Raw genomic sequence first — 23421 nt, forward strand, 5'->3', positions numbered from 1 at the left:
GGCAGCTATCGCTATAGGCGATAGCTGTTTTTTTATTCTTCATAAAATCTTAAGAAATCTCCTCAATTTTTATTAAGAAACAATAGTTATACTTAGACACAAGTTAAAAACTATTGAACGAATGGGGAGAGGTTTACATGCAACTCATAACATTCTTACATGAATTTATTAAACATCCGAAACATACTGGTGCCATTGCGCCAAGTTCAAAAATATTAGCAAAGAAAATGGTAGATGTAATTGATTTTAATAAAGCGAAATGCATTGTAGAGTTAGGTCCTGGTACAGGAGTTTTTACGAAAGAAATTATGAAGAGAAAGAAGAAGGAAACAATATTTCTTCTTATTGAAATTAATGAAGTGTTTTGCAAAGAGCTAAAGAGAAAATTTAAAGATGAGCAGAACGTCATTGTTGTACACGGTTCAGCTGAAAATATAAAGAAGTATATGGAAAAGTTCAATATAGAATGCATTGATTACGTCTTATCAGGATTGCCTTTTACTTCTTTACCAGAAGAAGTTTCAAAACGTATTTTAAACAATGCAATGGAAGCGATACATGAGAATGGGGAATTCATAACATTTCAATATTCACTTGTGAAAAAAGGCTTTATACAGCATTTCTTCCCTGAAATTACATTAGAAAAAGTGTGGCTCAATTTCCCGCCAGCTTACGTCTTTAGCTGTAAAAAAGAGCTAAGGAGAGCATATGCATAATGGAATTACATGAATTATTATCATACATTGAACAGTACGGGTATTGGGCATTATTTTTCTGTTTATGGTTAGGAATTATCGGTATGCCAATCCCTGACGAAATGATTGTAATGAGTGGTGGTTTTGTATCTTCACTCGGTATATTAAGTGTTATTCCTGCATTCGTATTAACATATTTAGGCGTTGTATCTGGGCTTTCTTTAGGTTATATATTAGGGAAAATATTTGGTACAAAAGTACTTGATAAGCTAATGAAAAAGCAAAAGGCGAAATATCTTTTGAAATCTCAACAAATGGTAGAGAAGTATGGTCATTATGCGTTAGTCACAAGTTACTTCATACCAGTTGTAAGACATATCGTACCGTATTTAGTTGGAATGAATAACATGTCATTTAAGATGTATGCTTTGTATTCTTATACGACAGGCTTTGTTTGGACGCTCGTTTACTTTGTGCTTGGTTCTATATTTGGACAACATATTGAAAGTATTGTGGCGATTGCGATAGAGTATGGTGTGTATTTTGGCGGGATTGTCGTTTTGATCGTAAGTTTGTTTTATGTAAAAAGAAGTGCAGTGGTGAGTAAGTAAAGGAGGCTGTTCCAAAATATATTTTTGGACAGCCTCCTTTATTGTGCGGTTCTACTGTCAACTTTTGTCGGTAAGTCGATATTCCTTGTCGAAACGTCGATATATTGAAAAAATCGTTGATATATTTTGAGTTGTGTTCGATATATTTGAAAAATCGTCGATATAATTTCATGTACCTAGATGTGACGTCACATTTCCTCTACATTAAGAAAAAGTTAAGAAACCGTATGAGTTTTTATTAAGAAATGCGCTCTATACTTAGAAATGTCCTCAAGAAAACAGAATGAAAGGCGGAATATAGATGAAAAGATTTATTTTTGGAGCATTACTTGTTATTGTCGCAGGGGCGGCATATTTATTAAATGGAAGTAAGTTGCTAGATCAGATGAACCCATTTCTTGATATAGAGAATCATTATGCAATTATTGATACGGATGGAAAAGAGTTAGGTGGAAATAAAGGCCGTGAATATACGGTGAAAGCTTACGATAAGGATGGGAAAGAAAAAGAAGTAACGATTGATGGAGTAGGTGAATTACAAAAAGGTTCGTACTGGCATGTGCTTACAAGAGGACAGTTTTTACATGATAAAGTGCAAGTAACGATAGATAAAATTCCTGACGGTGCAAAGGCAAAGTTAGGACTGTAAGTATAAACCCGATTCTTGATGAGAGAATCGGGTTTGTTATTTTATGGTAACATGTAGAAGGGGAGTGAGAGTTATGCTACTCATTGTTAGTCTTATATTAATTGGGGTTATGTGTAGTATGAGAATAGTATCCTTACATATGATAGAGCGGCAAAAGATAGAAGAGCGATATGTATATTGTCCAAAATGTGATTCGAAAATTAGAAAAGGAAATTCTGCTCCTTTTTGTTCGAAATGTAATGTAATATTTTAAAGAAGATAAAAAGGCAAAACGAACATACTTCGGTTCGTTTTGCCTTTTTTTTATAAGGAATAATACTAACTTTCCATTTTCCACTGATAACTTCTATAGTGACCTCCACAGGAATAGTGGATTTTTTTAATAAAATCAATTTTAATCATTTTATTTTGGAGCTACAGACGTTGAAACATAAAATTGTTACTTATTAGTATCTATAACACTTTAAAGTGCGTACTTTTTATTGGGTCTTAGATGAGACATAATTACATACGTAAGAGGGACATGAGTAATATGAAACTACAAAGTATCTATGTTTTTTTAATAACTATCGTGCTTTGGAGTGCATACTTCTCTGACTGTTCGAACCCTTTATATCGCTTTTGATCAGTCATTCCTTTTCACATTAATTGATATCCATTCATTATTTTTAAATAGATTTTTAGGAGGAGATTTTAAATGAAAGATTTATTAAAAGGCACACTTGGTTTTGGTACGGCACCACTAGGTAATATGTACCGTAATATTCCAGAAGAAGAAGCAATCGCAACAGTGGATGCTGCTTGGGATAATGGTGTTCGTTACTTCGATACAGCGCCACTTTATGGATCTGGTTTAGCAGAGATTCGTCTTGGTGAAGCACTATCGAAACGAAATCGTGATGATTACTTCTTAAGTACAAAAGTAGGTCGAATTATTTCAGATGAATTGGAAGATCCATCTACACGTGATTTAGGTGAAAAGGGCGGACTATTCGAATTTGGTCGTAAAAATAAAATCATCAATGACTACAGTGCGGATGCAACGCTTCGTTCTATTGAGGATAGTTTAAAACGTTTAAAAACAGATCGTCTAGATTTTGTTTATATTCATGATGTAGCACAAGATTTTTATGGAGATGAGTGGATTTCACAATTTGAAATTGCTCGCACAGGAGCATTCCGTGCACTTACTCAATTGCGTGATGAAGGTGTAATTAAAGGCTGGGGCCTTGGAGTAAATAAAGTAGAATCAATTGAACTTATGCTGGACTTAGAAGAAGCAAAACCAAATGTTTCTTTACTAGCGGGTCGCTATTCATTATTAGACCATGAGCGTGCGTTACAACGCGTAATGCCTGCAGCTGTAAAAAACAATATGGACATTGTTGTTGGTGGACCATATAGCTCAGGTGTACTTGCTGGAGGTACTCACTTCGAATACCAAAAAGCGTCACCAGAAATCGTTGCAAAAGTTAATAAAATGAAAAACCTTGCAGATCGTCATGGAATTAGCATTAAAGCTGCTGCTTTACAGTTTTCACTGGCTAACCCAGCGGTTGCAGCTGTTATTCCTGGTGCAAGTAAACCGGAACGAATTGCAGAAGACCAAGCTGCATTGAAAACAGTGATTCCGGCAGCGTTCTGGGAAGAAATGCGTGAACAAAAACTAGTTGCAGCTCATGCACCACTACCAATTAACGTTAAATAAAAAGGAGCGTAATGAAAATGGCAAACACTATTACATCTATTGAAATTCCAGCTTCACCTGAACAAGTATGGAAATTAATTGGAGGTTTTGATGCACTTCCAGATTGGTTACCGTATATTCCTAGCAGTAAAGTAACGGAAGGCGGGCGTGTACGCCATTTAGCTAACCCTGATGGCGATGCGATTGTAGAGCGTTTAGAAGCATTTAATGAGAAAGAGCGCTACTACACATATTCAATTATGCAAGCACCGTTCCCTGTGACAAACTATTTATCTACAATTCGTGTGAAAGAAGGTAAAGATGCTAACACATCATTAGTTGAATGGTCTGGTAGCTTCACTCCTGTAGCGGTTACTGATGAAGAGGCAATTAATCTATTCCATGGAATTTATAAAGATGGTTTAGAGGCATTACAACAAGCATATTTAGGTTAATCAATTTATTAAACATTTGAAAGTCTGCAGTGTAACAACTGCAGGCTTTTTTATGATTATTAAATTTCTTTTTTAAGAAAATATTAAGAAACCCCGTCACTATTTGTTAAGAAAATGTATCTATACTGAATTCTGTTGCTTAAAGAGAACATCAAGAATCATAACAGGAGGTACAGATAGATGAAAACAATGTTAGAGGCGAAAGGGATTTCGAAAATATATGATACAGGCGGGAATACGTTTGAAGCGTTGAAAGATATTCATTTACAGGTAAAAGAAGGAGAGTTTGTCGGTATTATGGGACCGTCTGGTTCTGGTAAGACGACACTTTTAAATGTCCTTTCTACCATTGATACAGCTTCAAAAGGTGAGATTTTAATTGATGGAAAAGATATTGTGAAGATGAATGATGATGAATTGGCGCTATTTCGTCGTAATCATTTAGGATTCATTTTTCAAGATTATAACTTGTTAGATACGTTAACAGTACGAGAGAATATTGCACTGCCACTCGCTTTATCAAAAGTGAAGGCGAAAGAAGTAGAATTACGAGTCGAGACGATTGCGAAGAAGTTTGGAATAGATCATATTTTAAATCAATATCCGCATGAAGCATCAGGTGGACAAAAACAGCGCTGTGCAGCATCAAGAGCGATTGTAACAAATCCAAGCATGATTTTTGGGGATGAGCCAACGGGTGCACTTGATTCAAAGTCAGCGACAGATTTATTAGAAAGCATGAAAACATTAAACGAGAAAGATCGTGTAACAATTTTAATGGTAACGCATGATGCATTTGCGGCAAGTTATTGTAAACGTGTTGTATTTATTAAAGATGGCAAGTTATATAAAGAATTACACCGCGGGGGTATGACACGCAAACAATTCTTCCAACAAATTATTGATGTGATGTCTTCCATATCTGGAGGTGCTACAAATGAACTTATCTAGCATTGCACTTCGGAATATAAAACGAAATTTTAAAGATTATTTTATATACTTTGCGTCTATGATTTTTAGTATTGTCATTTATTTTACGTTTAAGGCGTTGCAATACAATTCACAAATAAGTGAAGCTGGAGATAACATAGGACGAGGATTCCAGCTTGCGAGTGTAATGCTTATTATTTTCGTTGCTATATTTATTATATATTCGAATGGTTTCTTTACACGAAAGCGTAAGAAAGAAATAGGTCTTTATTCTTTACTTGGTATTCGAAAGAAAGAAATAGGTAAAATGCTTTTTTATGAAAACATGTTAATGGGGTTATTATCGTTAGTAATCGGAATTATAATAGGTAGTTTACTTTCAAAAGGGTTCCTGAATTTACTTGTAAATATGATGGAGTTAGGTGTAAAAGTTCATTTTGAAGTACCGATTGGAGCGGTTATAGATACAGCAGTTATTTTTTGTTTCATTATTTTATACACATCGTTTAAAGGGTACCGCGTTATTTATCAATTTAAGTTAATTGAGCTATTCCGTGCAGATAACGAAGGCGAAGTCATGCCAAAAGGTTCTAAAATAATGGCTATCATTTCTATATTATTAATTGGATCAGGGTATTTCTTATCAGTAACGGCTATTAAAAATGCAAACAGTGATAACTTTATGCCACTTGCTCTTTACATTTTATTAGCAACAGTACTTGGAACATATTTATTATTTATGTTCTTTACAGTCTTTGTATTAAAAAGAGTGCGAAACAAAAAATCTTCATTCTATAACGGAATGCAAATTGTGACGACATCTCAGTTACTATACCGCATTAAAGGAAATGCGAAATCGTTAGCGACGATTGCAGTATTAAGCGCAGTAACGTTAACGGCGGTTGGAACTTCTGTTACGATGTATTACAACACATACATGCAAGCAAAAAAATATAAGCCAGTTAGTTATTCATATGAAGTGAAAGATAATCATGTGGATCGTAAAGTGAATGAGATTTTAAAAGAAGAAAAGAATGAAGTCATTCATCAATATGAGTTAGAGACAGTAAAAGTGATAGGTGAATACGGTGATAATATTTCAAATAAAGATAGTTTACATGCAAGAACAACTGAAATTATCGCACAGTCAGCATTTAATAAAATTGCAAAGTATTTAAATGAAGAAACTGTGTCTTTAAAGAAGACAGAAGCGTATGCATTTGATGGCATGTACAGTGAAGGGAAGGGGGATAGTGGCGTATATAAAAATCGAGAAGCTATCTTCCCAATTGGAGAAGTAGCACCAGTACAAGTGAAAGATGTACAAGCAAAAAATATTACAAACTTATATGAACTTCTAGTTGTCGTTCCGGATGAAGTGTATGAGCAAGCGAAGAAGGCAATTGGAGCTCATACTGTGAAAAATATTGATGTGAAAGATGAAAGAAATAGTAAAGTGTTAACAGAGAAATTAAAGAAAGTAATACCGGAAGAAGATGCAGAAGGAAGAGAACAATTCAGTGATTTCTATACTATTTTCCGTGATGGTATTGAAATATCAGGTTTAATGATGTTTAGTGGTATGTTCTTAGGACTTGTATTTTTACTTGCAACAGGATCTATCATTTACTTCAAACAATTAACAGAAGCACATGCAGACCGTGAACGGTACATCGTTCTTCGAAAACTCGGTGTTACGAAAAAAGAAATGAAAAAGGCAATCGCAAAACAAATGAGATTTATCTTCTTCACTCCTTTAGTACTTGGTATATTACACACTTTATTTGCGCTGAAAGGATTAGCGACAGTTATTCCATATGAAATTGCAGTCCCGTTGTTAATTAGCATTGGCCTGTATAGCGTTATTTATATTGGTTATTATTTGTTGACGGTTCGTGCTTATTTTCGGATTGTTAGTAAATGAAAAAAGCAAGAGAACGTAGTGAAGACTATGTTTTTTTGCTTTTTTATCGTTATTTATGTCCTAAAATATGCTAAACTTCATGCACATTTAATGTACTTACTTTAGCGATCGAACAAAGAAATGGAATTACTTTGGAGAGAGTTAAAGAAATACAAGAGATGATTCAACAACATAACTAGATTAGAAGAGGAAAACGAGTGATAGCACTCGTTTTTTCTTATACAACCGCAGGATTATAAATCATCGTAAAGTGTCCTTGTAACAATTCAATATGACACGGTGTATGAAGCGAACTTTCGCCATCTGTATCTACTTCTTTTTCTTCTTTTGTTTCAATATGAATGGATTTCGCCTTTACATGGAAAATATCATTTTCATTTGAGTCTTCAAATAGTTTCTTTCCGATATAATCTTTAAACGCTTGAATGCCTGTTGACTTGACTACGAAAATATCAAGTGTACCGTCATCACATTTTACGTTCGGAATAAAGGAAGGAATACCACCAAGATATTCACCGTTTCCAACCATAACAAGGACAGCTTCGTCTTCATATACTTGTCCGTCATAAGTGATTTTTACTGGGAATGTTTCAGCATTTTTTACAGTTCGAATTGTGCTTAAGTAGTAGCCGATTTTTCCAAGCTTTGCTTTTTCTTCTGCATCGATATTATTTGATACTTCAGATACGAGACCAATGCCCCAGAAGTTTAAGAAATGTTGTCCATTTGCTTTTGCAACGTCAACTGGTTTTACGTGTTCCTTTGTGATAAGTTTTGCCGCTTCTGCAATATTTTGCGGAACACCAAGTGTGCGCGAGAAGTCGTTGCAAGTTCCGCCTGGAATAATTGCAAGTGTAGGTCTAGTTTCAAGAGGGGCTAAGCCGTTTGTGCATTCAAATACAGTTCCGTCACCGCCAAAGACGATAATTAAATCTACTTTACTAGCAAACTCCTGACAATATTTTGTTGCATCGCCTTGTTTTTTCGTATGAAGGATACGTAAGTCAGGAAAATTTGCCGCAAGAGGTGGTACGATTTTCGCCAAATTTGTATGTAAGTCGCCTTGTCCAGCTTTTGGATTTACAATGAGGAGTACCTTTTCAAATTTTGTCTTTGTCATTTTTATTCTCTCCCTTTGTCTTTTACGAATTGTGATAGAAAATAAACTTCCATCAGTAATTGATGGAAGTTTACCCCGCTTAACGGGCAGTAAGACTCCCACCTCAAATTTCGCCGAATACGAGGAAGTCAGATGGGAGATTAACTGCCCGTAAAAGCCCGATTGGTGAAGGCTAATAATCAGTGGGAGAAAAAAACCACTGATTAAAGTTTCACTTTATTTTATTATATTACTCCGTTACAACTGAAGCGATAAATGGTAAGTTACGATATTTTTCTGCGCAGTCGATGCCGTAGCCAACGATAAATTCGTCTGGAATTTGGAAGCCAACATATTCAGCTTTTAAGTCCACTTTACGGCGTTCAGGTTTATCAAGTAACGTACAGAATTTCAATGCTTTTGGTTTATGCATGAAGAAGTGATCTTTTAAGAAGTGAAGTGTTAAACCAGAATCGATAATGTCTTCTACGACAATTACGTTTTTTCCAGTAATGTTTACATCGATATCTTTTAATAGTTTTACTTTTCCAGTTGTTTCTGTTTGATTTCCGTAGCTAGATGCAGAGATAAAGTCGATTGTTACTTCGTTTTTAATGTGACGAATTAAATCAGCAGCAAATACGAATGAACCTTTTAATACGGCGATAACTACGATTTCTTCTCCTTCAAAGTCACGCTCGATTTGAAGTGCTAGTTCTTTTACTTTTGCTTGTAATTGTTCTTCAGAAATTAAAGTGTCTTTTATTTCAATTTTCATTTGAATCCTCCTACAGTGTAAAACTTGTGAACATTTCGACTGTAAAGGATAGAAAGAAAAAAGTCAAAGAAGACATAAGGTTTTTACAAAAATCCCCACAAAATAGTCAGATGATATGATATACTGATTACATTAAGAAAACGCTTCCGCAAAGGGTGATTATGATGAAAAAGAAACAGTATACAAGTGTAACATTTATAAAAGCATTGCTTTTAACAATTGTTCTTGGTATGTTGGCTTACATAATTGATGTACCTGCAATTCGCATTTCACTAATTGGAATGACTTTAGTATTAGGCGCAATTTCCCACGGTATGATATCACAGCTCAAAGAAGCTGGACTTGATAATATGAAAAATCATATAGATAAGAATTAAGAAACCTTCACGTATATATAGTGAAGGTTTTTTCGTTTCTTACAAAACTGTAAGGTAGTTGTAAGACAAATCGATAGTTGCATAATAGTATTTTGGATAAACTAGAGGTGTAAGGTAAAAGGCAAGCATATTTTAGGTAAATTAAGTTTTAGGCACTCTATATGTGAAGAAGGAGTAGGAGGGCATGGAGAAACGTTGGACAACCTTTTCTTTTTTAGCGACTAGTAACACCGTAATGCTAGCTGGAGAAATGGATTTTTTGCACTTGTTTGATCGTAAAGACGATCATTCTTCTTCGCAATTTACAATGAAATGGCGTAAATGGAGCGAAAGTTGTAGATTGGAAGAAGAGACCCCTAACGAAGAGCAAAAGATTATTTTAACAAATCCTATTAAAGCGTGGGTTGTTCAACGTCGTAAGTGTAACGTCAAAAATCACTTCAAGAAAACTGAGCCGAGACAATTAGTTATCGCTCCGGCCCGCTCTACTTCTGAAACACGCGAAAGTAACATGTAAATATTGAGACACGCACCCAAAAAAACATCGTATATATTGCGATGTTTTTTTATTTTTCTACAATGAAATCTTTAAATGAAATATATTTCATCTGCATCTTATATTTATATCTCTTGTTTATTCTAGTGATACATCCGATGCGAAGTGATGTAAAACGTATAAGAGGAGAGAGATAAAATGAAAAAGAAACTATTACCAATCTGTGCAATGGCACTTTTAACAGTAGGATATTCTTCAGTAGCAAGTGCAGATACTGGAACAGTAACAAAAGAAGAAGCAGCGCAAGTGCAACAAGATAAAGCTAAAAAAGAAGAAGCAATTAAGGCGCAGCAAAAAAATGAAGAAGAGAAAAAGCAAGCGGCACAAGTCCAAGAGAAAAGTGATATGGCTAAAAAAGAAGCAGCGATAAAAGAGCAACAAAAGAATGAAGTAAGGAAAAAAGAAGAAGCACAAGTGCAACAAAAAAATGATGCGGCAAAAAAAGAAGTAGCGAAGCCAATTGTAAAAGGTGAAAAATTACCAAATACAGCATCTAATAATGTAGCAATGATGGGATTAAGCGCATGTCTTGTAGCGGTAGGTACATTATTTGGTTTGAATCGTCGTAATAAAGTTAAGGCGTAAATAAAATATTGTCCTATAAAGAATGGGATAATTTCACATATTAAAAATGGTAGGTTATCCCTACCATTTTTTGCATGGAGGGATGAAACATGAAGTTACTCAATTATATCGGTATCATATTGATGGCCATAGGGCTATTCATGGGATCATATTACGCTGTGGAATGGTATAAAGGAAAAAGCTCTGCGCAAGAATTAACGGCAGAAGAAATAAAGAAACTTAAAAATATACAAGATACTCAACTTTCTCATGAAACACCTGTAACTTCTCAAGTGCCTTCTTCTCAAATAGAACATAAAGAAGGAGAAAAAGTAGCAATGTTAAATATACCGAAAATAAAGAAGAAGTTTTCTATATATTGGGGAGCGAATAATGCAACGCTCAAAAAAGGAGTTGGTATGTTTGTTAGCGATTTAACGACAACGCCATCTGGAGGGGGACATACTGTACTGAGTGGACATCGGGATACTGTATTTACAGATTTAGGAGAGTTGAAAGAAAAGGATACTCTTATTTTAGAGTATGATAATAAAACTTACACATATGAAATTCAAAAGACGTGGATTACCCATGCGGATGATCGTACTGTTATTATAAAAAAAGAAGAACCACTATTAACACTAACAACTTGTTACCCATTTGATTATATAGGAGATGCACCGGATAGATATATTATCGAGGCGAAGTTAACTGCTAGTTATTCAAAATAAAATTATAGTTTCTGAAGGCGAGAGGGGGATACATACGTTATGTCAAAAAACATTTTAATTGTTGAAGATGAAGATATATTACGTGAAATATTAAAGGACTATTTTTTAAGTGAACAATATGTAGTGTTTGAAGCAAGGGACGGGAAAGAAGCTTTAGTTGTATTTGAAGAAGAAGAGGTTGATTTAGTTATTTTAGATATTATGTTGCCGGAACTCGATGGATGGTCTGTTTGCCGAAGAATTCGGAAGACGTCCGAGGTGCCTATTATTATGTTGACGGCGCGCGTAGATGAAGATGATACGTTACTTGGTTTTGAACTTGGAGCAGATGACTATGTGACGAAGCCGTACAGTCCACCAATTTTATTAGCAAGAGCGAAACGATTATTAGAAAGTAGAAAAGCATCGAAGAAACCTTTAGAGAATGAAGATGATACGTTATCAATTCATGGTATCCACGTTCATTTTCCATCACGTACTGTTACTGTTGATGAGGTAGATGTTAGTTTAACGCATACGGAGTTTGAAATATTGGTGTATTTCATGAAAAACCAAGGGATTGTACTAACAAGGGAACAATTAATTTCAAGAATTTGGGGATACGAATTTGCTGGCGATGATCGAACAGTTAATAGCCATATTCGTAATTTGCGAAATAAATTAGGAGAGAAAGCAAAGTACATTACAACTGTAGTACGAACTGGATATAAATTTGAGGGGAATGTATGAGAAAAGGGATTGTACTAAAATTATTTACTCTCACAACAGCATTATGTATGTTAATTTTAGCGACGATATTTATTGGACAAACGATATTTTTCAAACAATATTATGCGAATCGAAAAGTAGAAGATATTAAAGTGAATTTAAATTCCTTTGAAAAGAATTATTTAAATTACGCAGGAAATGCAGAAGGAATTCAGAAACTGGAGCAAGACTTTTTTAGAGAAAATAATACGTGGATTACGACATTAGATCAGAATGGGAATTTAAAACATGTGGATGATTTTTATTTTGAGGTAACGATAGACCGTAGGAAACAAAAGGAGTTTGGACAACAAATATTCAAGATTCCCTTATACAATCTCGTCAATATAGAGGAGATTGATAATAAATCATCAGATCAGTTTTTAGGACAAATAATGTCTGTTTCTGGGATGAAACAAGAAGATAGTTTTATTCCATTCTCTTTCACGTTAAGTAAGCAAAATTTAAATGGATCTAATAAGCCATTAGAAAAAGCGTTTCAGGAGAAAATTAAATTAGATGAGGAGAAAAGGAGAGCAGCTGGGGAGCAACTTGTTAAGGAAAAGAAACCAGCTGTTCAGGAAGAAGCTGCTCAGGAATTAGGCTTTTACATAGAAGGACGTGTTACAAAAGTACAGCTCCCAGATGTAAAAGGTCCTGTGAATCCAATTTATAAAAATAGTATATTCTTGGATAACATAAAAGAATTTCAAACGGATTTATTATTAAAAGAGAGCAAGCACATACAATATGCAACACAAACAATGGACTATGAAAAAAATGATATAAAATATAAATTATTAATCAAACCAATAAAAGAAAAAGACGGATCGGTAACATATATTTATGCAATGGCTTCTTTACAGCCTGTAGATGAAGCTGTACAAATGGTGCAAGATTATTACATATATATCATTGCATTTGTAGTTGTTCTTATTTTTCTAGCGTCATTCTATTATTCAAAACAAATTGCAAAACCATTATTAAAAATAAATGATACGACGAAAAAAATAACGCATTTAGATTTCACAGAAAAAATACCAATTACTTCAAAAGATGAAATTGGTGATTTATCGAAAAATATTAATACGCTATCGAATAAACTCCATTCGCATATTGGACAGCTAGAACAAGATATTGAAAAGGAAAGAAAGCTAGAAAAGACGCGGAAGGAATTCATTTCTGGTGTTTCGCATGAATTAAAAACACCGCTGAGTATTATGAAAAGCTGTATTTCTATTTTGAAAGATGGAGTAGCTGAGCATAAAAAAGAGTACTATTTTCAAGCGATGGAACGAGAAGTAGATAAAATGGATACGTTAATTTTAGATATGCTTGAGTTAGCTAAATTTGAGTCAGGTACATATAAAATGAAAATGGATTCATTTTATATCGATACAGTAATTGAAGATATATGTGAACACCTTTCTGTAGAAATAGAGAAAAAAGAACTTCGTGTTCATAAAAACATAGGTCCATTTGAAGTAGTCGCAAATCAAGGCCGGATTGAACAAGTCATCGTGAACTTCATTACGAATGCCATACGTTATACACCGAATAAAGAGGATATTATTATTTCTACAATAGATGAGAAAAATCGTATAAAAGTGTGTATTGAAAATAAAGGTACTCATATTGAAGAAGAGCAATTAGATAAAATTTGGGATCGTTTTTATCGCGTGGATGCAGCGCGTCATCGTTCACAAGGTGGAACGGGGCTTGGGCTTGCCATTTCAAAGAATATTTTAGAACTACACGAAGCTGAATATGGAGTAAAGAATACAGAAGACGGTGTGTTATTTTACTTCTACTTACCGAAAAAAGCGTAGATCATACATGCTACGCTTTTTTTTAAGTTATTTTCATATTATCTTTACCTAATCTTTATTTTTAAGAGATATAATCTTGTTAGAAAAAGAGGTTATGTAAGGAGTAGATTAGCCATGAATAGCAATTTACTAGGTGTGATGGTATTTATTTTTCTTTGTGCATTTATTGTATTTATTATTGATATTACTCATTGAGAATTTTGATATAAAAAAGGGCGCTAGTTAAGCGCCCTTTTTGTTTGCATTTATTTGATAAGCATTGATGCTTTTGAATAAGCGTGGTGAAGTGATAAATAAAAATATAAGTAAAACTGTACATAGAATAAAAGAACCAAGCATTGTGCTGCCATTTACGATTAATGAATATAGCACAGCTGATTGACCTTTCGGTGCATATTGTCCCCAGAAAATAATACCGGCAATAAAGTGACAGAAGTAACGAGCTAGACTACCGATAAATGTAGCAACGATAATGAATCCAATTACTTTCTTTCCTTGGTTTTGTTTTGATGAAGGTTTATTTTTATGGCTACTTAAGTTTGATTGTTCGTTGCCATTCGCATTAGATGCTAAAAGTGCATTTTGAATTGGACGATAGAATAACCCGGCAAATCCGATAAAAGCAAAGGCAATGAAGTACTCAATGAATGCTTGAACTGGTGTTAAAATGTAGGCATCACCTACGACAATTTGTAATAGTCCCCAAACTAAACCACCTAAGAAAGCTGATTTAAAGCCCCAGCGGTAAGCAATAATAAAAATAGGAATCATAGCGAATGAGATAGAACCGCCTGTTGGAAGTTTAATTGATAATGGTAAAATGTCGATGACCATGGCGAAGGCTGCAAGAATAGCAGATTCGATCATCGCTTGTAAATTAGTGTTACGCATGTTGTCTCCCCCTAAATCCAAGTTGTACAAAAAAGAATAGATATCATAGGAGGATACGAAATACGTAAATAAAAATGAGGTATGTATTTCGGACGTTTGCACAATCCCTGCGTTAGCATTAACTAACAGGTTCGAAGGGTCGGAACGAAGTGTTCCCTCTCAGCGGCATGGCTCCCCCAGTGATAACGAGATTCTTTATTTGCTATTGTTTATTGTAAGCGAAATGGATGAGAATGGCAAATGAATACAGCATGACAATAATTGAAATACAATTGTAGCGAAATGTTAATAAATATGAAGCAAAAGGGTATAGTACAAGAGAAATTGGGTGTGGTATAATTTTTTTGAAAATAATTATCATTCTCTTCTGAGGGGGAAGGTTATGAGCTTAGTAGATATTAAAATTGGAGAGAAAGTGTTAGTAAAAAGCATTCAGTCTTTAGATCAGCTATTAAAGCGTAGACTAGCTGCTTTCGGTCTAGCGGAAGGAAGCGAACTTCGCCTGAAACAGAAAGCGATGTTTAAAGGTCCTTGTACATTGGAGTGTCGTGGACAGTTAATTAGTATTCGTCATTGTGACGCGAAAATGATAAAGGTGGAATTAGCGTGAATAAGGTAGCTTTGCTAGGGAATCCGAATACAGGGAAGACATCATTATTTAATGCACTTACTGGTTCTTATGAATATGTAGGAAACTGGAGCGGTGTAACAGTAGAAAAGAAGGTTGGTAAATTAAAAGATAAGCAAGGCACATTGATTGATTTACCAGGCGTTTATGATTTAAATCCAGTTTCGCGTGATGAAGGTGTTGTAACAAACTTTCTATTAACAGAAGAATTTCAGCATATGTTAAATATTGTGGATTCCTCGCAGTTTGAACGAAATATGCATTTAACGTTGCAGTTGCTCGAATTTGGCAAGCCAGTTTCAATCGGTTTAAATATGGTTGATGTGGCGAAGCAAAGAGGAATTGTGATCGATGTAAAACGATTATCAGAACTATTAGGTGTAACAGTTGTGCCTGTCGTTGCAAGAAGCGGAAAAGGCTGTGAAGAACTACTTGCGACTCTTAAAGAAATTGACAAAAACGAGAAAACCCCATTTGTTATTTCATATGGTGTACAAATGGATGAAGGAATTGGAGAAGTAATTGCTCTTTTAGAGACAGTGAATTACGAGCATCCGAGATGGTTAGCACTTCAATTTTTAAGCAATAACGAAGTAGTAGAAAAAGAAATGAAAGCATTACCAATTTATAAGGAACTCATAGCCATTCGATCTCGCTTAGAAGGAAAACTTGATTGTACGTTAGAAGAGCACATTTACAAAACTCGTGAAGCGTATATTGAAAAGTTAAAAACAAATGTTATGAAGCATGAGAAAGAAGGGGAAATTCCTTTTTCAGAAAAAATTGATAGATTAATTACACATAAAATTTTAGGACTTCCAATCTTTTTAGCAGTTATGTTTTTTATTTTTCAGGTTACGTTTACTTGGATTGGTACACCTTTATCGGATATGTTAGATGAGTTTTTTGGTGGGCAGCTTACGGATTGGGTGACGGCTGGACTTACAAGTATTGGAGCTTCTGATTTTATTCAAGCACTCGTTACAGAAGGTATTATTGCCGGTGTTGGTGCTGTGTTAGTATTCGTTCCACAAATCTTTGCACTATTCTTTTTCATTTCATTATTAGAAGACTCAGGATATATGGCGCGAATTGCAGTTGTAATGGATAGAATTATGGAGTTCTTCGGCTTAAACGGTAAAGCTTTTATTCCGATGATTATCGGTTTTGGCTGTAACGTTCCAGGTATTATGGCAGCGAGAACGATTGAACAGGAGAAAGAGCGTTTACTTACAATTTTAGTAACACCATTTATGTCTTGTTCAGCACGTTTACCTGTATATGCATTATTTGCGGGAGTGTTCTTCCCTCATAGTCAGGCAACTGTTGTGTTCTCTTTATACGTTGCAGGGATTGTCCTTGCGTTATTAGTTACAAAAATAATGTCTCTTACTATTTTAAAAGCGGAAAAATCTATTTTCGTCATTGAACTACCGCCTTACCGCGTGCCACAAGCGAAAACGTTATGGCTTAGCACATGGGAAAAAGGGAAAGGGTTTGTTCGTAAAGCTGGTACATTCATCTTTGGTGGTTCGGTTGTCATTTGGCTATTAAATTATGCAGGTCCATCAGGATTTGGTGTTGATATGGGAGACAGTTACTTAGCGATGATTGGTGGATTTATCGCACCGCTATTTGCACCGCTAGGCTTTGGAACGTGGCAAGCTGCAGCATCCCTTTTAACAGGATTTTTAGCGAAAGAAGTTGTCGTTTCTACAATGGCGATTATTTATGCGGTTAAAGAAGATGTGCTTGGAAACGTAATGGGAGCACATTATACAGCATTATCAGCGTATGCATTTATGTTCTTTATTTTATTATACGTTCCATGCTTAGCGACAGTAGCTGTTATTAAACGTGAAACGGGATCAGCGAAATGGACGATTTTCTCAGTCGTTTATCCGCTCGTAGTTGCTTATGTATTAACGCTTATTATATACCAAGTTGGATCTTTACTCGGATTCTAAAAGGAGATGTATGATGATGGTCAATATTATAATTGGAGCTATCATTTTTGGTTATGCAGCATATACGTTAGTTAATTTCGCAAAGCGAAGTAAAAAAGGAAAATGCGCAGCATGTTCTTTAAATAAGTCATGCCAGTCGCAAACCTGTAGTCCGGATATGGAGCAAATTGCTCACAAGTAGAAAAAAAGCTTTGCGAATCTCGCAAAGCTTTTTTCTTACTTTTTAATTTTTACAAGTTGTGATGTTTCTACACCATTTTTGCCAGGGAATTCTTTACTCGGGTCCTTATCAAATTTTAATACACCCACCGATTTTTCTTCACCTTTTACATTGTTGTAAGTTGCATCATCAACAATCGCGAACATATCTGCGTATGCACGGCCACTTCCGATAATTGTGTTGCCTTCATATTTTAATTTCGCGCCATCAATTGTAGCATTTTCAATTTTGTTTTTTGAGAATAATACACCTTGTTCTGTTGTTACAGCTGGTAATTTATCAAGTGGTTTCGTGTCGTCTTTTGCATCCACTTTGCTAAGTAACTCTTTCTTCACTAATTCTTCACCAGTTTTTTTATCCATTACAAGAACTTTTTTATCTTCTAACGTTGTAAGTTTCATTTTATAGAAGTCTTTTTCTTTCACTTCTTTTTTGTTTTTATCTGCAATTTGTGTTACTTGCTCTTCTGATCCGTACAATACAAAGCCGTTTGCCTTTTCTCCTAATAAAGAACAACCTGATAATGCTCCGAATGAAATTGCTGCTGCTAATCCGATTCCTACTAATTTTTTCATGATGATTTCTCCTTGTCATATGTTTTATAGTAAATACAGTTTTTGTATTAGTTCTTACAGTTTGAGAAGCTTGTTTGTTGCTTCTGGTATTAGTGTATAAGAAATATCGGAACGTAACTATCGAGTTAGCTTACAGTAACATTACAATAATGTAATTTAGTGAAAGTAAATAAAAATAAGTCAATTTTAGAGGGTTTTAATGAGAATATATTAGGAAAACAATATTATATCTGGAATGTCATATTATATTGGCTATATTTTGGAAATAACATGTAAGGACATATTAGTTTTGTTATAATAAACACATAGGCTGTAAAATGAATATTCTTTACTGTAAAGGAAGATTTTTCAGTTTTCCAAGTAGTGAATTTGAAATATGAGGTATATCATAGGAGGAATTTGGATGTCTGTATTTAAACGATTAAGAGATTTAACAATGTCGAATGTGTATTCAATGATTGAAAAAGCGGAAGATCCAGTTAAGATGACGGATCAATATTTACGCGATATGCAAGCGGATGTACAAGAAGCTGAGAAGAGTGTAGCAGCTCAAATTGCACTTGAGAAAAAGTTCAAAATATTATTTGAAGAGCAAGAAGCACTTGTGAAAAAACGTGAAGAGCAAGCTCATATGGCTGTTCAAGCTAGTAACTTAGATCTTGCGCGCCGTGCACTAGAAGAAAAACAAAATGCAGAGCAAAAAATGAATGAGTATAAAGCAAGCTATGAGCAAAATAAAGCAGCTGCTGATAATCTTCGTGCAAAGTTAGAAGAAATGCGTAAGCAATTAACAGAGCTGAAAAATAAACGTGAAACACTTGTAGCACGTGTAAATGCAGCGAAAGCACAAAAGAATATTAATCAGGCGATGTCTGGGTTTGATTCAAATTCAGCAAAAGCTGGTTTAAGCCGTATGGAAGAGAAAGCTCTTCAATTAGAAGCTGAAGCAGAAGCAAGCGGTGAAGTTTACAAAAAAGAAAAGTCATTAGATGATGAATTCGCAAGCTTAAACAAAAATTCTGCTGTTGACGATGAATTAGCTCGTATTATGAAGCAGTATGAGAAATAATATAGAATAGAGACAAATGAACCGACATGTCTAAACAAATTCATGTCGGTTTTCTATTCCCCGCTATTTGTCGGCAGTGAGACTCCCGCCTCAACATTTCGTGAAAGCAAGAAGGTTGGTGGGAGCTAATAATCAGTAGGGGATGGAAAACGCCCGACTGATTAAAGTTTCATTTTATATTTAGAGGAGGTTTTGCAATGACATGGATGAATGTAGTAGCCATGCTCGTATGGACTGGAGCGAGTGCAGTACTTTTATTTGCAATTATGTGGGTTGATTCAATTTTTACAAAATACAATGATTTAAAAGAAATAAAAAATGGGAATACAGCTGTAACAACTCGTTTTGTCATGAAATTATTCGCACAAGGTTACATTTTATCTCAATCAATAACGAAAGCAAATGACTTATGGCAAGCACTACTTGCTTCAGCAGTTTCTTTCGTTATTTTATTAGTGGTAGAAATGTTTATTGAATTTGTGCTAAAGAAAATGTCTGGTTTAGATTTAGAAGAAGGTACGAAAGAAGGCAGCGTTGCGCATGCGATGTTAGCTGGATCATTACATATTGTTGGTGCACTTATTTTAGGGGCTTGTTTATAAAGAGAAAAGGAGGGGTAGATTGTGAGCTTATTTAAACGAATTAAAAATATAATGAAAAGTCCAGAGCCGCTGAAGCCGGAAAAGAGTCTTTTAACGTTAGCTCCTGGCGATATGATTGAAGTTTCATTAGTTATGTACGAATTAACTGGAAAAACGAGCATGCATTCTCGTAAGGAAATTGTTTTAACACTGCAAGATGGAAAAGATATTCGTTATTTGAAAATTGAAGATCGTGAAAATACGTATTACAAATTATATACACCAATTGATGGTCGCTTAGATTCAATTGATGAAGTCCCGACGACAATTGAAATGGATGATACTGAGTATCATATGGAAGAGCAATATAACGGACGTGTTGTTGTAATGGGGAAAACACCATTCGCTGCTTCAGAAGAACAGTACGTATGGGAATTTCAATCTGATAACCGAAAATTATTACGTATTGAATGGCAAAATGGTCGCACAATGATGTATGAGGGAGAAGCTATCATTCCTGCTGATGTACAAATTATAAGAGCAACGTAAGGGGGCGTAATCATGTCAAACCGATTGTTTACCATGATTAAATCGTTCGTGATCCCTATACTTGCTATCGTTATTTTACTTGTTGTTGCCGGTTATGCCTTATCAGGCTGTCAAGGCGGGCAGACGAAGTCGATTCAAGACCGTTATCCACTCGAGTCTGTTGCAAAGGAAGGTAAACAAGAATCTTACGTGTATAGGGCCGCCAATCGGTCTGTTCCTGAAGTAGCAAAGGAACTCATTAATGAAAGAGAACCGAAGCAAGCATCTAAAGAAGACGAAAATCAAATGTTCCTCGTTTATTCTGATAAGATTTATAATCTGCAAAAGGATAAAGAGAAACCGTCTGATACGTTAATTGAAATAAGTAATAAAGAGTTTGTCCGTCAAAATTACCAACCATCCTTCTTGCAAGGGTATATTATGGGGAGTATATTAAACGATATATTCGGTTCAAAAAAATCATCATCTGGTGATTATCGAGGATATAATGACAGACAAAATCATAAACCAGTTATTCCGGAAAGGCCACCTACGAAAGAAGAAAAGAAAACCCCGCCTCCAATTACGAAGGAGGGGAAAGGATCTATCATTAAGCGAGGCGATAATGTAGATTCGAAGTCATCAGTAGGTGATAAGGGAAGTATTACTGAAAAAGGAAATAATACGACGCCTCCACCTTCTACCGGAAGCAAAGGGAAAATTACAAAAACACCAGGTGGTTCAAGCGGATCAGATGTGAAGCCGAAATCATCTATTAAAACCCCGCCAAGGAATACATCTCCTCCGAAAACGAGGGTCGGTGGTTCTGGGAAAATTACGAAGAGAAGATAGTATAGAGACCGAAAAGTGTAAATTGCTTTTTGGTCTTTTTTATGTCGTGGAAATTAATTCCTTTCAGGTGGTACGATTTAGGCATAAGGGGGGAAAGTAAAAATATATCAGCGCTTATTGGAATATATCGACCGCAACTCCAAATATATCAGCGCTTATTGGAATATATCGACCACAACTCCAAATATATCAGCGCTTATTGGAATATATCGACTTACCGACAAAAATTGACAACGATAGCAACTTAATAATAAAACGAGGCTGTGCCAAAATGTTGGCACAGCCTCGTTTTTCATAACGATTAATGAATATCACGTTTCTTGAAATTACCGCCTTTTACTTCTGCTACGTCATAAACTGTAATAAAGGCATTTGGATCGATTTCATTAATAAGATCTTTCATTTTACTTTCTTCTAAACGGTTAATTACACAAGAAATTTCTTTGAATTTCTCTCTTGAATAACCACCGTATACTTCGTTATACGTTGCGCTTCGGCCTAAACGATCGCGAATTGTTTCTACCATTAATTCAGGCTCTTTTGTGATAATTTTAAATGTTTTCGAACCACTTAAACCAACTTCAACGATATGAATCACTTTCGAAGCAATAAAGTAAGCAATTGCCGAAAGAATAGCTCCTTGAAGACCGAATACTGTTGATACGAAAATAAACACGAACATGTTTAAGAATAAAATAAGGTCACTCGTTCCAAAAGGTAACTTGCGAGAAAGTAATACAGCTAGCATATCGATTCCATCTAATGCTCCGCCGTTACGTAATGCTAGTCCCATACCAAAACCGATAATAATACCACCAACAACTGTAACTAATAATGTATCGCCTTCAATAATAGTTGGTATTCCGTGCATGACAACGGTACCTATTGCTAATGAAGCAATCCCGATAATGGAATAAATTGCAAAGCTTTTACCGATTTGCTTATATCCTAACCAAACGAAAGGAATGTTAATAACTGCGATTAGAGCCCCTAATGGCAATCCAAATAATCTTGAACTAACGATACTTAAACCAGTTACACCACCGTCGGATACGTTATTTGGAATTAAGACAGCTTCTAATCCGTACGCTGTAATAAATGCCCCAATAATAATCATCAAAGCTTTTGAAGCGATTTTTAGCTTATTGGGCTTGTTTTTGATAGTTTTCTCCATATAATTTCCTCGTTTCAAACTAGTTTCTTGTTTGTTACATCATTCACACCTAAATTTCATTTTAACATTTAATTTGAAAAAATTCTCCTTTAATGGATGTATGGAGGGAATATTATCGCCATATTATCTTTAAAATATTTTTGAAATGAGTATAAGAAATCCCATCCTTTCAAAGGATGGGATGCTATTAAGAAAATATAAAGCTAAGTACTGACACGAATAAAGCGAATCCTAAAATAGCTCCGCAAAACTTCATATGACGTTTACGTCCCATTACGACAATCGCAACATATTCACGAATCATTGCATTAGGCCAGTAATAAAATGCGGTTTTTGATCCAATTCCTTGGCTATTCAGGCCAGCTTGTCTTGCATATATACCAGCGCGGAAAAGGTGGAAATTATTCGTTGTAAAAATACTTCTATACGTACCTTCAGGTTTTAAAGAATCCATAATTTCTTTAGAGAACGACATATTTTGATATGTGTTTACAGAACGATTTTCTTGCACTGTATGTTCAAGAGGAATTCCTTTTTCAACCGCATAATTTTGCATCGCTTCTGCTTCAGGAAGCCCTTCATCTGGACCTTGTCCACCAGAGAAAATAATTGTTGGTGGTGTATTCACAGCTGCTTGTTTCCAATAAAATTCGATAGCTTTATTAATGCGGCTTGCAAGTAAAGGTGGTACTTTATCATTAATTAAGCCACTACCGAGAACGATGATGAAATCTTGATTACGTCTTGGTCTGTTGAATTGGTATAGAAAATAAGCACTTAAAAAGTTAGATAAGTGTATAAAGAAATATACGCTTATAAGAGAAATACCTGCAAAAATAGGCTCTAAATGTGATGAGACCAAACTTGCTGGATTTATAATAGGGAGTAACATAAAGAATAACATCCCTAATGCAGCAAGGAGCGTTAAACAGTTAGTGAACCGTCTTCCTTCTCGCTTCATTAAAATTCTTGCATTAAGAAATAATCCAAACATTAAAGCGATAATACCGAAAGGAAGCATAATGAGGAGGGCTAAAAAAGGTAAAAATATAATGTAACGCAAGACAGCACTATCTGAGTTCAAAGATGCGATTACGCAAAAAAGAAGGAAAAAACAGATAAAGGCATTAAATAAAAAGCCGTTTATGATTTTTCGCGGATCTTTTAAATAAGAGATAAGAAAAATAATAAACAATATAAGAGGAATAATTCCAAAATACAGCATAAATATAGTACACCTCAACTTGTATAAGAATTTGACATATCTTTTATATTACATGATTTCATAAGTGAAAATGAAAGAA

The 23421-nt window shown here is 34.9% G+C and carries 27 protein-coding genes, 1 pseudogene and 1 riboswitch; of the genes and pseudogenes, 22 read left to right on the plus strand and 6 right to left on the minus strand.

Features of this window, described 5'->3' with window-relative positions; all coding sequences use genetic code 11:
- Nucleotides 1-137 precede the first annotated feature (137 nt).
- The 9 genes and pseudogenes from DPQ31_RS23615 to DPQ31_RS23655 form a co-directional block, all read left to right on the plus strand.
- Nucleotides 138-716 carry a class I SAM-dependent methyltransferase gene (locus DPQ31_RS23615; protein WP_098157790.1) on the plus strand — a complete coding sequence of 193 codons (579 nt, stop codon included), beginning with the start codon at nt 138-140 and terminating at the stop codon, nt 714-716.
- Nucleotides 716-1306, plus strand: a complete 591-nt coding sequence (locus DPQ31_RS23620; RefSeq protein ID WP_208731087.1) for a DedA family protein — start codon at nt 716-718, stop codon at nt 1304-1306. The genes DPQ31_RS23615 and DPQ31_RS23620 overlap by 1 nt, the downstream gene beginning before the upstream one ends.
- Before the next feature lie 301 nt (nt 1307-1607).
- Nucleotides 1608-1955, plus strand: coding sequence for a YxeA family protein (locus DPQ31_RS23625; protein WP_087970496.1), 348 nt, complete (start codon nt 1608-1610; stop codon nt 1953-1955).
- Nucleotides 1956-2028: 73 nt separating this feature from the next.
- Nucleotides 2029-2208, plus strand: coding sequence for a hypothetical protein (locus DPQ31_RS23630; RefSeq protein ID WP_087970497.1), 180 nt, complete (start codon nt 2029-2031; stop codon nt 2206-2208).
- Between the two features lie 444 nt (nt 2209-2652).
- Nucleotides 2653-3663 carry an aldo/keto reductase gene (locus tag DPQ31_RS23635; RefSeq protein WP_208731089.1) on the plus strand — a complete coding sequence of 337 codons (1011 nt, stop codon included), beginning with the start codon at nt 2653-2655 and terminating at the stop codon, nt 3661-3663.
- Between the two features lie 17 nt (nt 3664-3680).
- A complete protein-coding gene (locus tag DPQ31_RS23640; protein ID WP_000024115.1) occupies nt 3681-4097 on the plus strand; it encodes an SRPBCC family protein in 417 nt (138 codons plus the stop codon).
- A gap of 180 nt (nt 4098-4277) precedes the next feature.
- Entirely contained in the window at nt 4278-5048 is a 771-nt protein-coding gene (locus DPQ31_RS23645; protein WP_098911443.1) for an ABC transporter ATP-binding protein, read from the plus strand.
- A complete protein-coding gene (locus DPQ31_RS23650; RefSeq protein ID WP_208731091.1) occupies nt 5035-6951 on the plus strand; it encodes an ABC transporter permease in 1917 nt (638 codons plus the stop codon). The genes DPQ31_RS23645 and DPQ31_RS23650 overlap by 14 nt, the downstream gene beginning before the upstream one ends.
- A gap of 101 nt (nt 6952-7052) precedes the next feature.
- Nucleotides 7053-7130 (plus strand): annotated as a pseudogene (locus tag DPQ31_RS23655) (DUF2199 domain-containing protein); the annotation flags it as partial.
- 38 nt (nt 7131-7168) lie between these two features.
- Here DPQ31_RS23655 and DPQ31_RS23660 read toward each other — a convergent pair.
- Nucleotides 7169-8071: a diacylglycerol/lipid kinase family protein gene (locus DPQ31_RS23660; RefSeq protein ID WP_087970505.1), complete on the minus strand. Its 903-nt coding sequence runs from the start codon at nt 8069-8071 to the stop codon at nt 7169-7171.
- Between the two features lie 229 nt (nt 8072-8300).
- Nucleotides 8301-8828 (minus strand): hypoxanthine phosphoribosyltransferase, encoded by a 528-nt coding sequence (hpt, locus tag DPQ31_RS23665; RefSeq protein WP_000687583.1) that lies wholly within the window; start codon nt 8826-8828, stop codon nt 8301-8303.
- 161 nt (nt 8829-8989) lie between these two features.
- Between hpt and DPQ31_RS23670 the strand changes: the two genes are divergently transcribed.
- The 6 genes from DPQ31_RS23670 to DPQ31_RS23695 all read left to right on the plus strand — a co-directional run bounded on the left by DPQ31_RS23670 (nt 8990) and on the right by DPQ31_RS23695 (nt 13632).
- Nucleotides 8990-9205: a hypothetical protein gene (locus DPQ31_RS23670; protein WP_002039823.1), complete on the plus strand. Its 216-nt coding sequence runs from the start codon at nt 8990-8992 to the stop codon at nt 9203-9205.
- A 184-nt stretch (nt 9206-9389) separates the two neighbouring features.
- Nucleotides 9390-9722, plus strand: a complete 333-nt coding sequence (locus DPQ31_RS23675; protein WP_097957389.1) for a hypothetical protein — start codon at nt 9390-9392, stop codon at nt 9720-9722.
- A 177-nt stretch (nt 9723-9899) separates the two neighbouring features.
- Nucleotides 9900-10346: an LPXTG cell wall anchor domain-containing protein gene (locus DPQ31_RS23680; RefSeq protein ID WP_000728018.1), complete on the plus strand. Its 447-nt coding sequence runs from the start codon at nt 9900-9902 to the stop codon at nt 10344-10346.
- Nucleotides 10347-10435: 89 nt separating this feature from the next.
- On the plus strand, nt 10436-11056 hold the full coding sequence (locus DPQ31_RS23685; protein ID WP_208731093.1) for a class D sortase: 621 nt from the start codon (nt 10436-10438) through the stop codon (nt 11054-11056).
- Nucleotides 11057-11095: 39 nt separating this feature from the next.
- A complete protein-coding gene (locus tag DPQ31_RS23690) occupies nt 11096-11785 on the plus strand; it encodes a response regulator transcription factor (protein WP_000041849.1) in 690 nt (229 codons plus the stop codon).
- Nucleotides 11782-13632, plus strand: a complete 1851-nt coding sequence (locus DPQ31_RS23695; protein ID WP_097957390.1) for a sensor histidine kinase — start codon at nt 11782-11784, stop codon at nt 13630-13632. The genes DPQ31_RS23690 and DPQ31_RS23695 overlap by 4 nt, the downstream gene beginning before the upstream one ends.
- Before the next feature lie 222 nt (nt 13633-13854).
- Here DPQ31_RS23695 and thiT read toward each other — a convergent pair whose 3' ends face one another.
- Nucleotides 13855-14523 carry an energy-coupled thiamine transporter ThiT gene (gene thiT, locus DPQ31_RS23700; protein ID WP_097957392.1) on the minus strand — a complete coding sequence of 223 codons (669 nt, stop codon included), beginning with the start codon at nt 14521-14523 and terminating at the stop codon, nt 13855-13857.
- Nucleotides 14524-14609: 86 nt separating this feature from the next.
- Nucleotides 14610-14711: riboswitch (TPP riboswitch) on the minus strand.
- Nucleotides 14712-14905: 194 nt separating this feature from the next.
- On the opposite strand from thiT, the gene DPQ31_RS23705 reads away from it, so the two are divergent.
- The 3 genes from DPQ31_RS23705 to DPQ31_RS23715 are packed head-to-tail and all read left to right on the plus strand — an operon-like array spanning nt 14906 to nt 17299.
- Nucleotides 14906-15133, plus strand: coding sequence for a FeoA family protein (locus DPQ31_RS23705; RefSeq protein WP_000060512.1), 228 nt, complete (start codon nt 14906-14908; stop codon nt 15131-15133).
- Nucleotides 15130-17118 (plus strand): ferrous iron transport protein B, encoded by a 1989-nt coding sequence (gene feoB, locus DPQ31_RS23710; protein WP_208731095.1) that lies wholly within the window; start codon nt 15130-15132, stop codon nt 17116-17118. Before DPQ31_RS23705 ends, feoB begins: the two co-directional genes overlap by 4 nt.
- A gap of 13 nt (nt 17119-17131) precedes the next feature.
- The gene (locus DPQ31_RS23715) at nt 17132-17299 is read left to right on the plus strand and encodes a FeoB-associated Cys-rich membrane protein (RefSeq protein WP_000989587.1); all 168 of its coding nucleotides are present in this window, start codon (nt 17132-17134) and stop codon (nt 17297-17299) included.
- Nucleotides 17300-17334: 35 nt separating this feature from the next.
- On the opposite strand, the gene DPQ31_RS23720 is transcribed toward DPQ31_RS23715, so the two are convergent.
- Nucleotides 17335-17913, minus strand: coding sequence for a lipoprotein BA_5634 family protein (locus DPQ31_RS23720; protein WP_087970511.1), 579 nt, complete (start codon nt 17911-17913; stop codon nt 17335-17337).
- 403 nt (nt 17914-18316) lie between these two features.
- On the opposite strand from DPQ31_RS23720, the gene DPQ31_RS23725 reads away from it, so the two are divergent.
- From DPQ31_RS23725 to DPQ31_RS23740, 4 genes are all read left to right on the plus strand, one after another.
- Entirely contained in the window at nt 18317-18982 is a 666-nt protein-coding gene (locus DPQ31_RS23725) for a PspA/IM30 family protein (protein WP_000110297.1), read from the plus strand.
- 197 nt (nt 18983-19179) lie between these two features.
- On the plus strand, nt 19180-19584 hold the full coding sequence (locus DPQ31_RS23730) for a DUF350 domain-containing protein (protein WP_000220091.1): 405 nt from the start codon (nt 19180-19182) through the stop codon (nt 19582-19584).
- A 21-nt stretch (nt 19585-19605) separates the two neighbouring features.
- Nucleotides 19606-20112, plus strand: a complete 507-nt coding sequence (locus DPQ31_RS23735) for a DUF4178 domain-containing protein (RefSeq protein WP_000051741.1) — start codon at nt 19606-19608, stop codon at nt 20110-20112.
- Nucleotides 20113-20124: 12 nt separating this feature from the next.
- Nucleotides 20125-20943, plus strand: coding sequence for a DUF4247 domain-containing protein (locus tag DPQ31_RS23740; RefSeq protein ID WP_000071184.1), 819 nt, complete (start codon nt 20125-20127; stop codon nt 20941-20943).
- 301 nt (nt 20944-21244) lie between these two features.
- Here DPQ31_RS23740 and DPQ31_RS23745 read toward each other — a convergent pair whose 3' ends face one another.
- Nucleotides 21245-22117 carry a YitT family protein gene (locus DPQ31_RS23745; protein ID WP_000415908.1) on the minus strand — a complete coding sequence of 291 codons (873 nt, stop codon included), beginning with the start codon at nt 22115-22117 and terminating at the stop codon, nt 21245-21247.
- A 187-nt stretch (nt 22118-22304) separates the two neighbouring features.
- Nucleotides 22305-23342: a YdcF family protein gene (locus tag DPQ31_RS23750; protein ID WP_098911437.1), complete on the minus strand. Its 1038-nt coding sequence runs from the start codon at nt 23340-23342 to the stop codon at nt 22305-22307.
- Between the last annotated feature and the right edge of the window lie 79 nt (nt 23343-23421).

This window comes from Bacillus sp. COPE52, from assembly GCF_003355115.1.
Taxonomy (GTDB): Bacteria; Bacillota; Bacilli; order Bacillales; family Bacillaceae_G; genus Bacillus_A; species Bacillus_A toyonensis.

Bases quoted from the DNA above. Each gene is read 5' to 3' on its own strand.
- DPQ31_RS23720 (WP_087970511.1), bottom strand. From the start codon at position 17,913: ATGAAAAAATTAGTAGGAATCGGATTAGCAGCAGCAATTTCATTCGGA.
- DPQ31_RS23620 (WP_208731087.1), top strand. From the start codon at position 716: ATGGAATTACATGAATTATTATCATACATTGAACAGTACGGGTATTGG.
- DPQ31_RS23640 (WP_000024115.1), top strand. From the start codon at position 3,681: ATGGCAAACACTATTACATCTATTGAAATTCCAGCTTCACCTGAACAA.
- DPQ31_RS23670 (WP_002039823.1), top strand. From the start codon at position 8,990: ATGATGAAAAAGAAACAGTATACAAGTGTAACATTTATAAAAGCATTG.
- DPQ31_RS23650 (WP_208731091.1), top strand. From the start codon at position 5,035: ATGAACTTATCTAGCATTGCACTTCGGAATATAAAACGAAATTTTAAA.
- DPQ31_RS23630 (WP_087970497.1), top strand. From the start codon at position 2,029: ATGCTACTCATTGTTAGTCTTATATTAATTGGGGTTATGTGTAGTATG.
- DPQ31_RS23680 (WP_000728018.1), top strand. From the start codon at position 9,900: ATGAAAAAGAAACTATTACCAATCTGTGCAATGGCACTTTTAACAGTA.
- DPQ31_RS23730 (WP_000220091.1), top strand. From the start codon at position 19,180: ATGACATGGATGAATGTAGTAGCCATGCTCGTATGGACTGGAGCGAGT.
- DPQ31_RS23705 (WP_000060512.1), top strand. From the start codon at position 14,906: ATGAGCTTAGTAGATATTAAAATTGGAGAGAAAGTGTTAGTAAAAAGC.
- DPQ31_RS23750 (WP_098911437.1), bottom strand. From the start codon at position 23,342: ATGCTGTATTTTGGAATTATTCCTCTTATATTGTTTATTATTTTTCTT.
- DPQ31_RS23635 (WP_208731089.1), top strand. From the start codon at position 2,653: ATGAAAGATTTATTAAAAGGCACACTTGGTTTTGGTACGGCACCACTA.
- DPQ31_RS23690 (WP_000041849.1), top strand. From the start codon at position 11,096: ATGTCAAAAAACATTTTAATTGTTGAAGATGAAGATATATTACGTGAA.
- DPQ31_RS23740 (WP_000071184.1), top strand. From the start codon at position 20,125: ATGTCAAACCGATTGTTTACCATGATTAAATCGTTCGTGATCCCTATA.
- DPQ31_RS23675 (WP_097957389.1), top strand. From the start codon at position 9,390: ATGGAGAAACGTTGGACAACCTTTTCTTTTTTAGCGACTAGTAACACC.
- DPQ31_RS23615 (WP_098157790.1), top strand. From the start codon at position 138: ATGCAACTCATAACATTCTTACATGAATTTATTAAACATCCGAAACAT.
- hpt (WP_000687583.1), bottom strand. From the start codon at position 8,828: ATGAAAATTGAAATAAAAGACACTTTAATTTCTGAAGAACAATTACAA.
- thiT (WP_097957392.1), bottom strand. From the start codon at position 14,523: ATGCGTAACACTAATTTACAAGCGATGATCGAATCTGCTATTCTTGCA.
- DPQ31_RS23745 (WP_000415908.1), bottom strand. From the start codon at position 22,117: ATGGAGAAAACTATCAAAAACAAGCCCAATAAGCTAAAAATCGCTTCA.
- DPQ31_RS23715 (WP_000989587.1), top strand. From the start codon at position 17,132: ATGATGGTCAATATTATAATTGGAGCTATCATTTTTGGTTATGCAGCA.
- DPQ31_RS23660 (WP_087970505.1), bottom strand. From the start codon at position 8,071: ATGACAAAGACAAAATTTGAAAAGGTACTCCTCATTGTAAATCCAAAA.
- DPQ31_RS23625 (WP_087970496.1), top strand. From the start codon at position 1,608: ATGAAAAGATTTATTTTTGGAGCATTACTTGTTATTGTCGCAGGGGCG.
- DPQ31_RS23695 (WP_097957390.1), top strand. From the start codon at position 11,782: ATGAGAAAAGGGATTGTACTAAAATTATTTACTCTCACAACAGCATTA.
- DPQ31_RS23645 (WP_098911443.1), top strand. From the start codon at position 4,278: ATGAAAACAATGTTAGAGGCGAAAGGGATTTCGAAAATATATGATACA.
- DPQ31_RS23685 (WP_208731093.1), top strand. From the start codon at position 10,436: ATGAAGTTACTCAATTATATCGGTATCATATTGATGGCCATAGGGCTA.
- DPQ31_RS23725 (WP_000110297.1), top strand. From the start codon at position 18,317: ATGTCTGTATTTAAACGATTAAGAGATTTAACAATGTCGAATGTGTAT.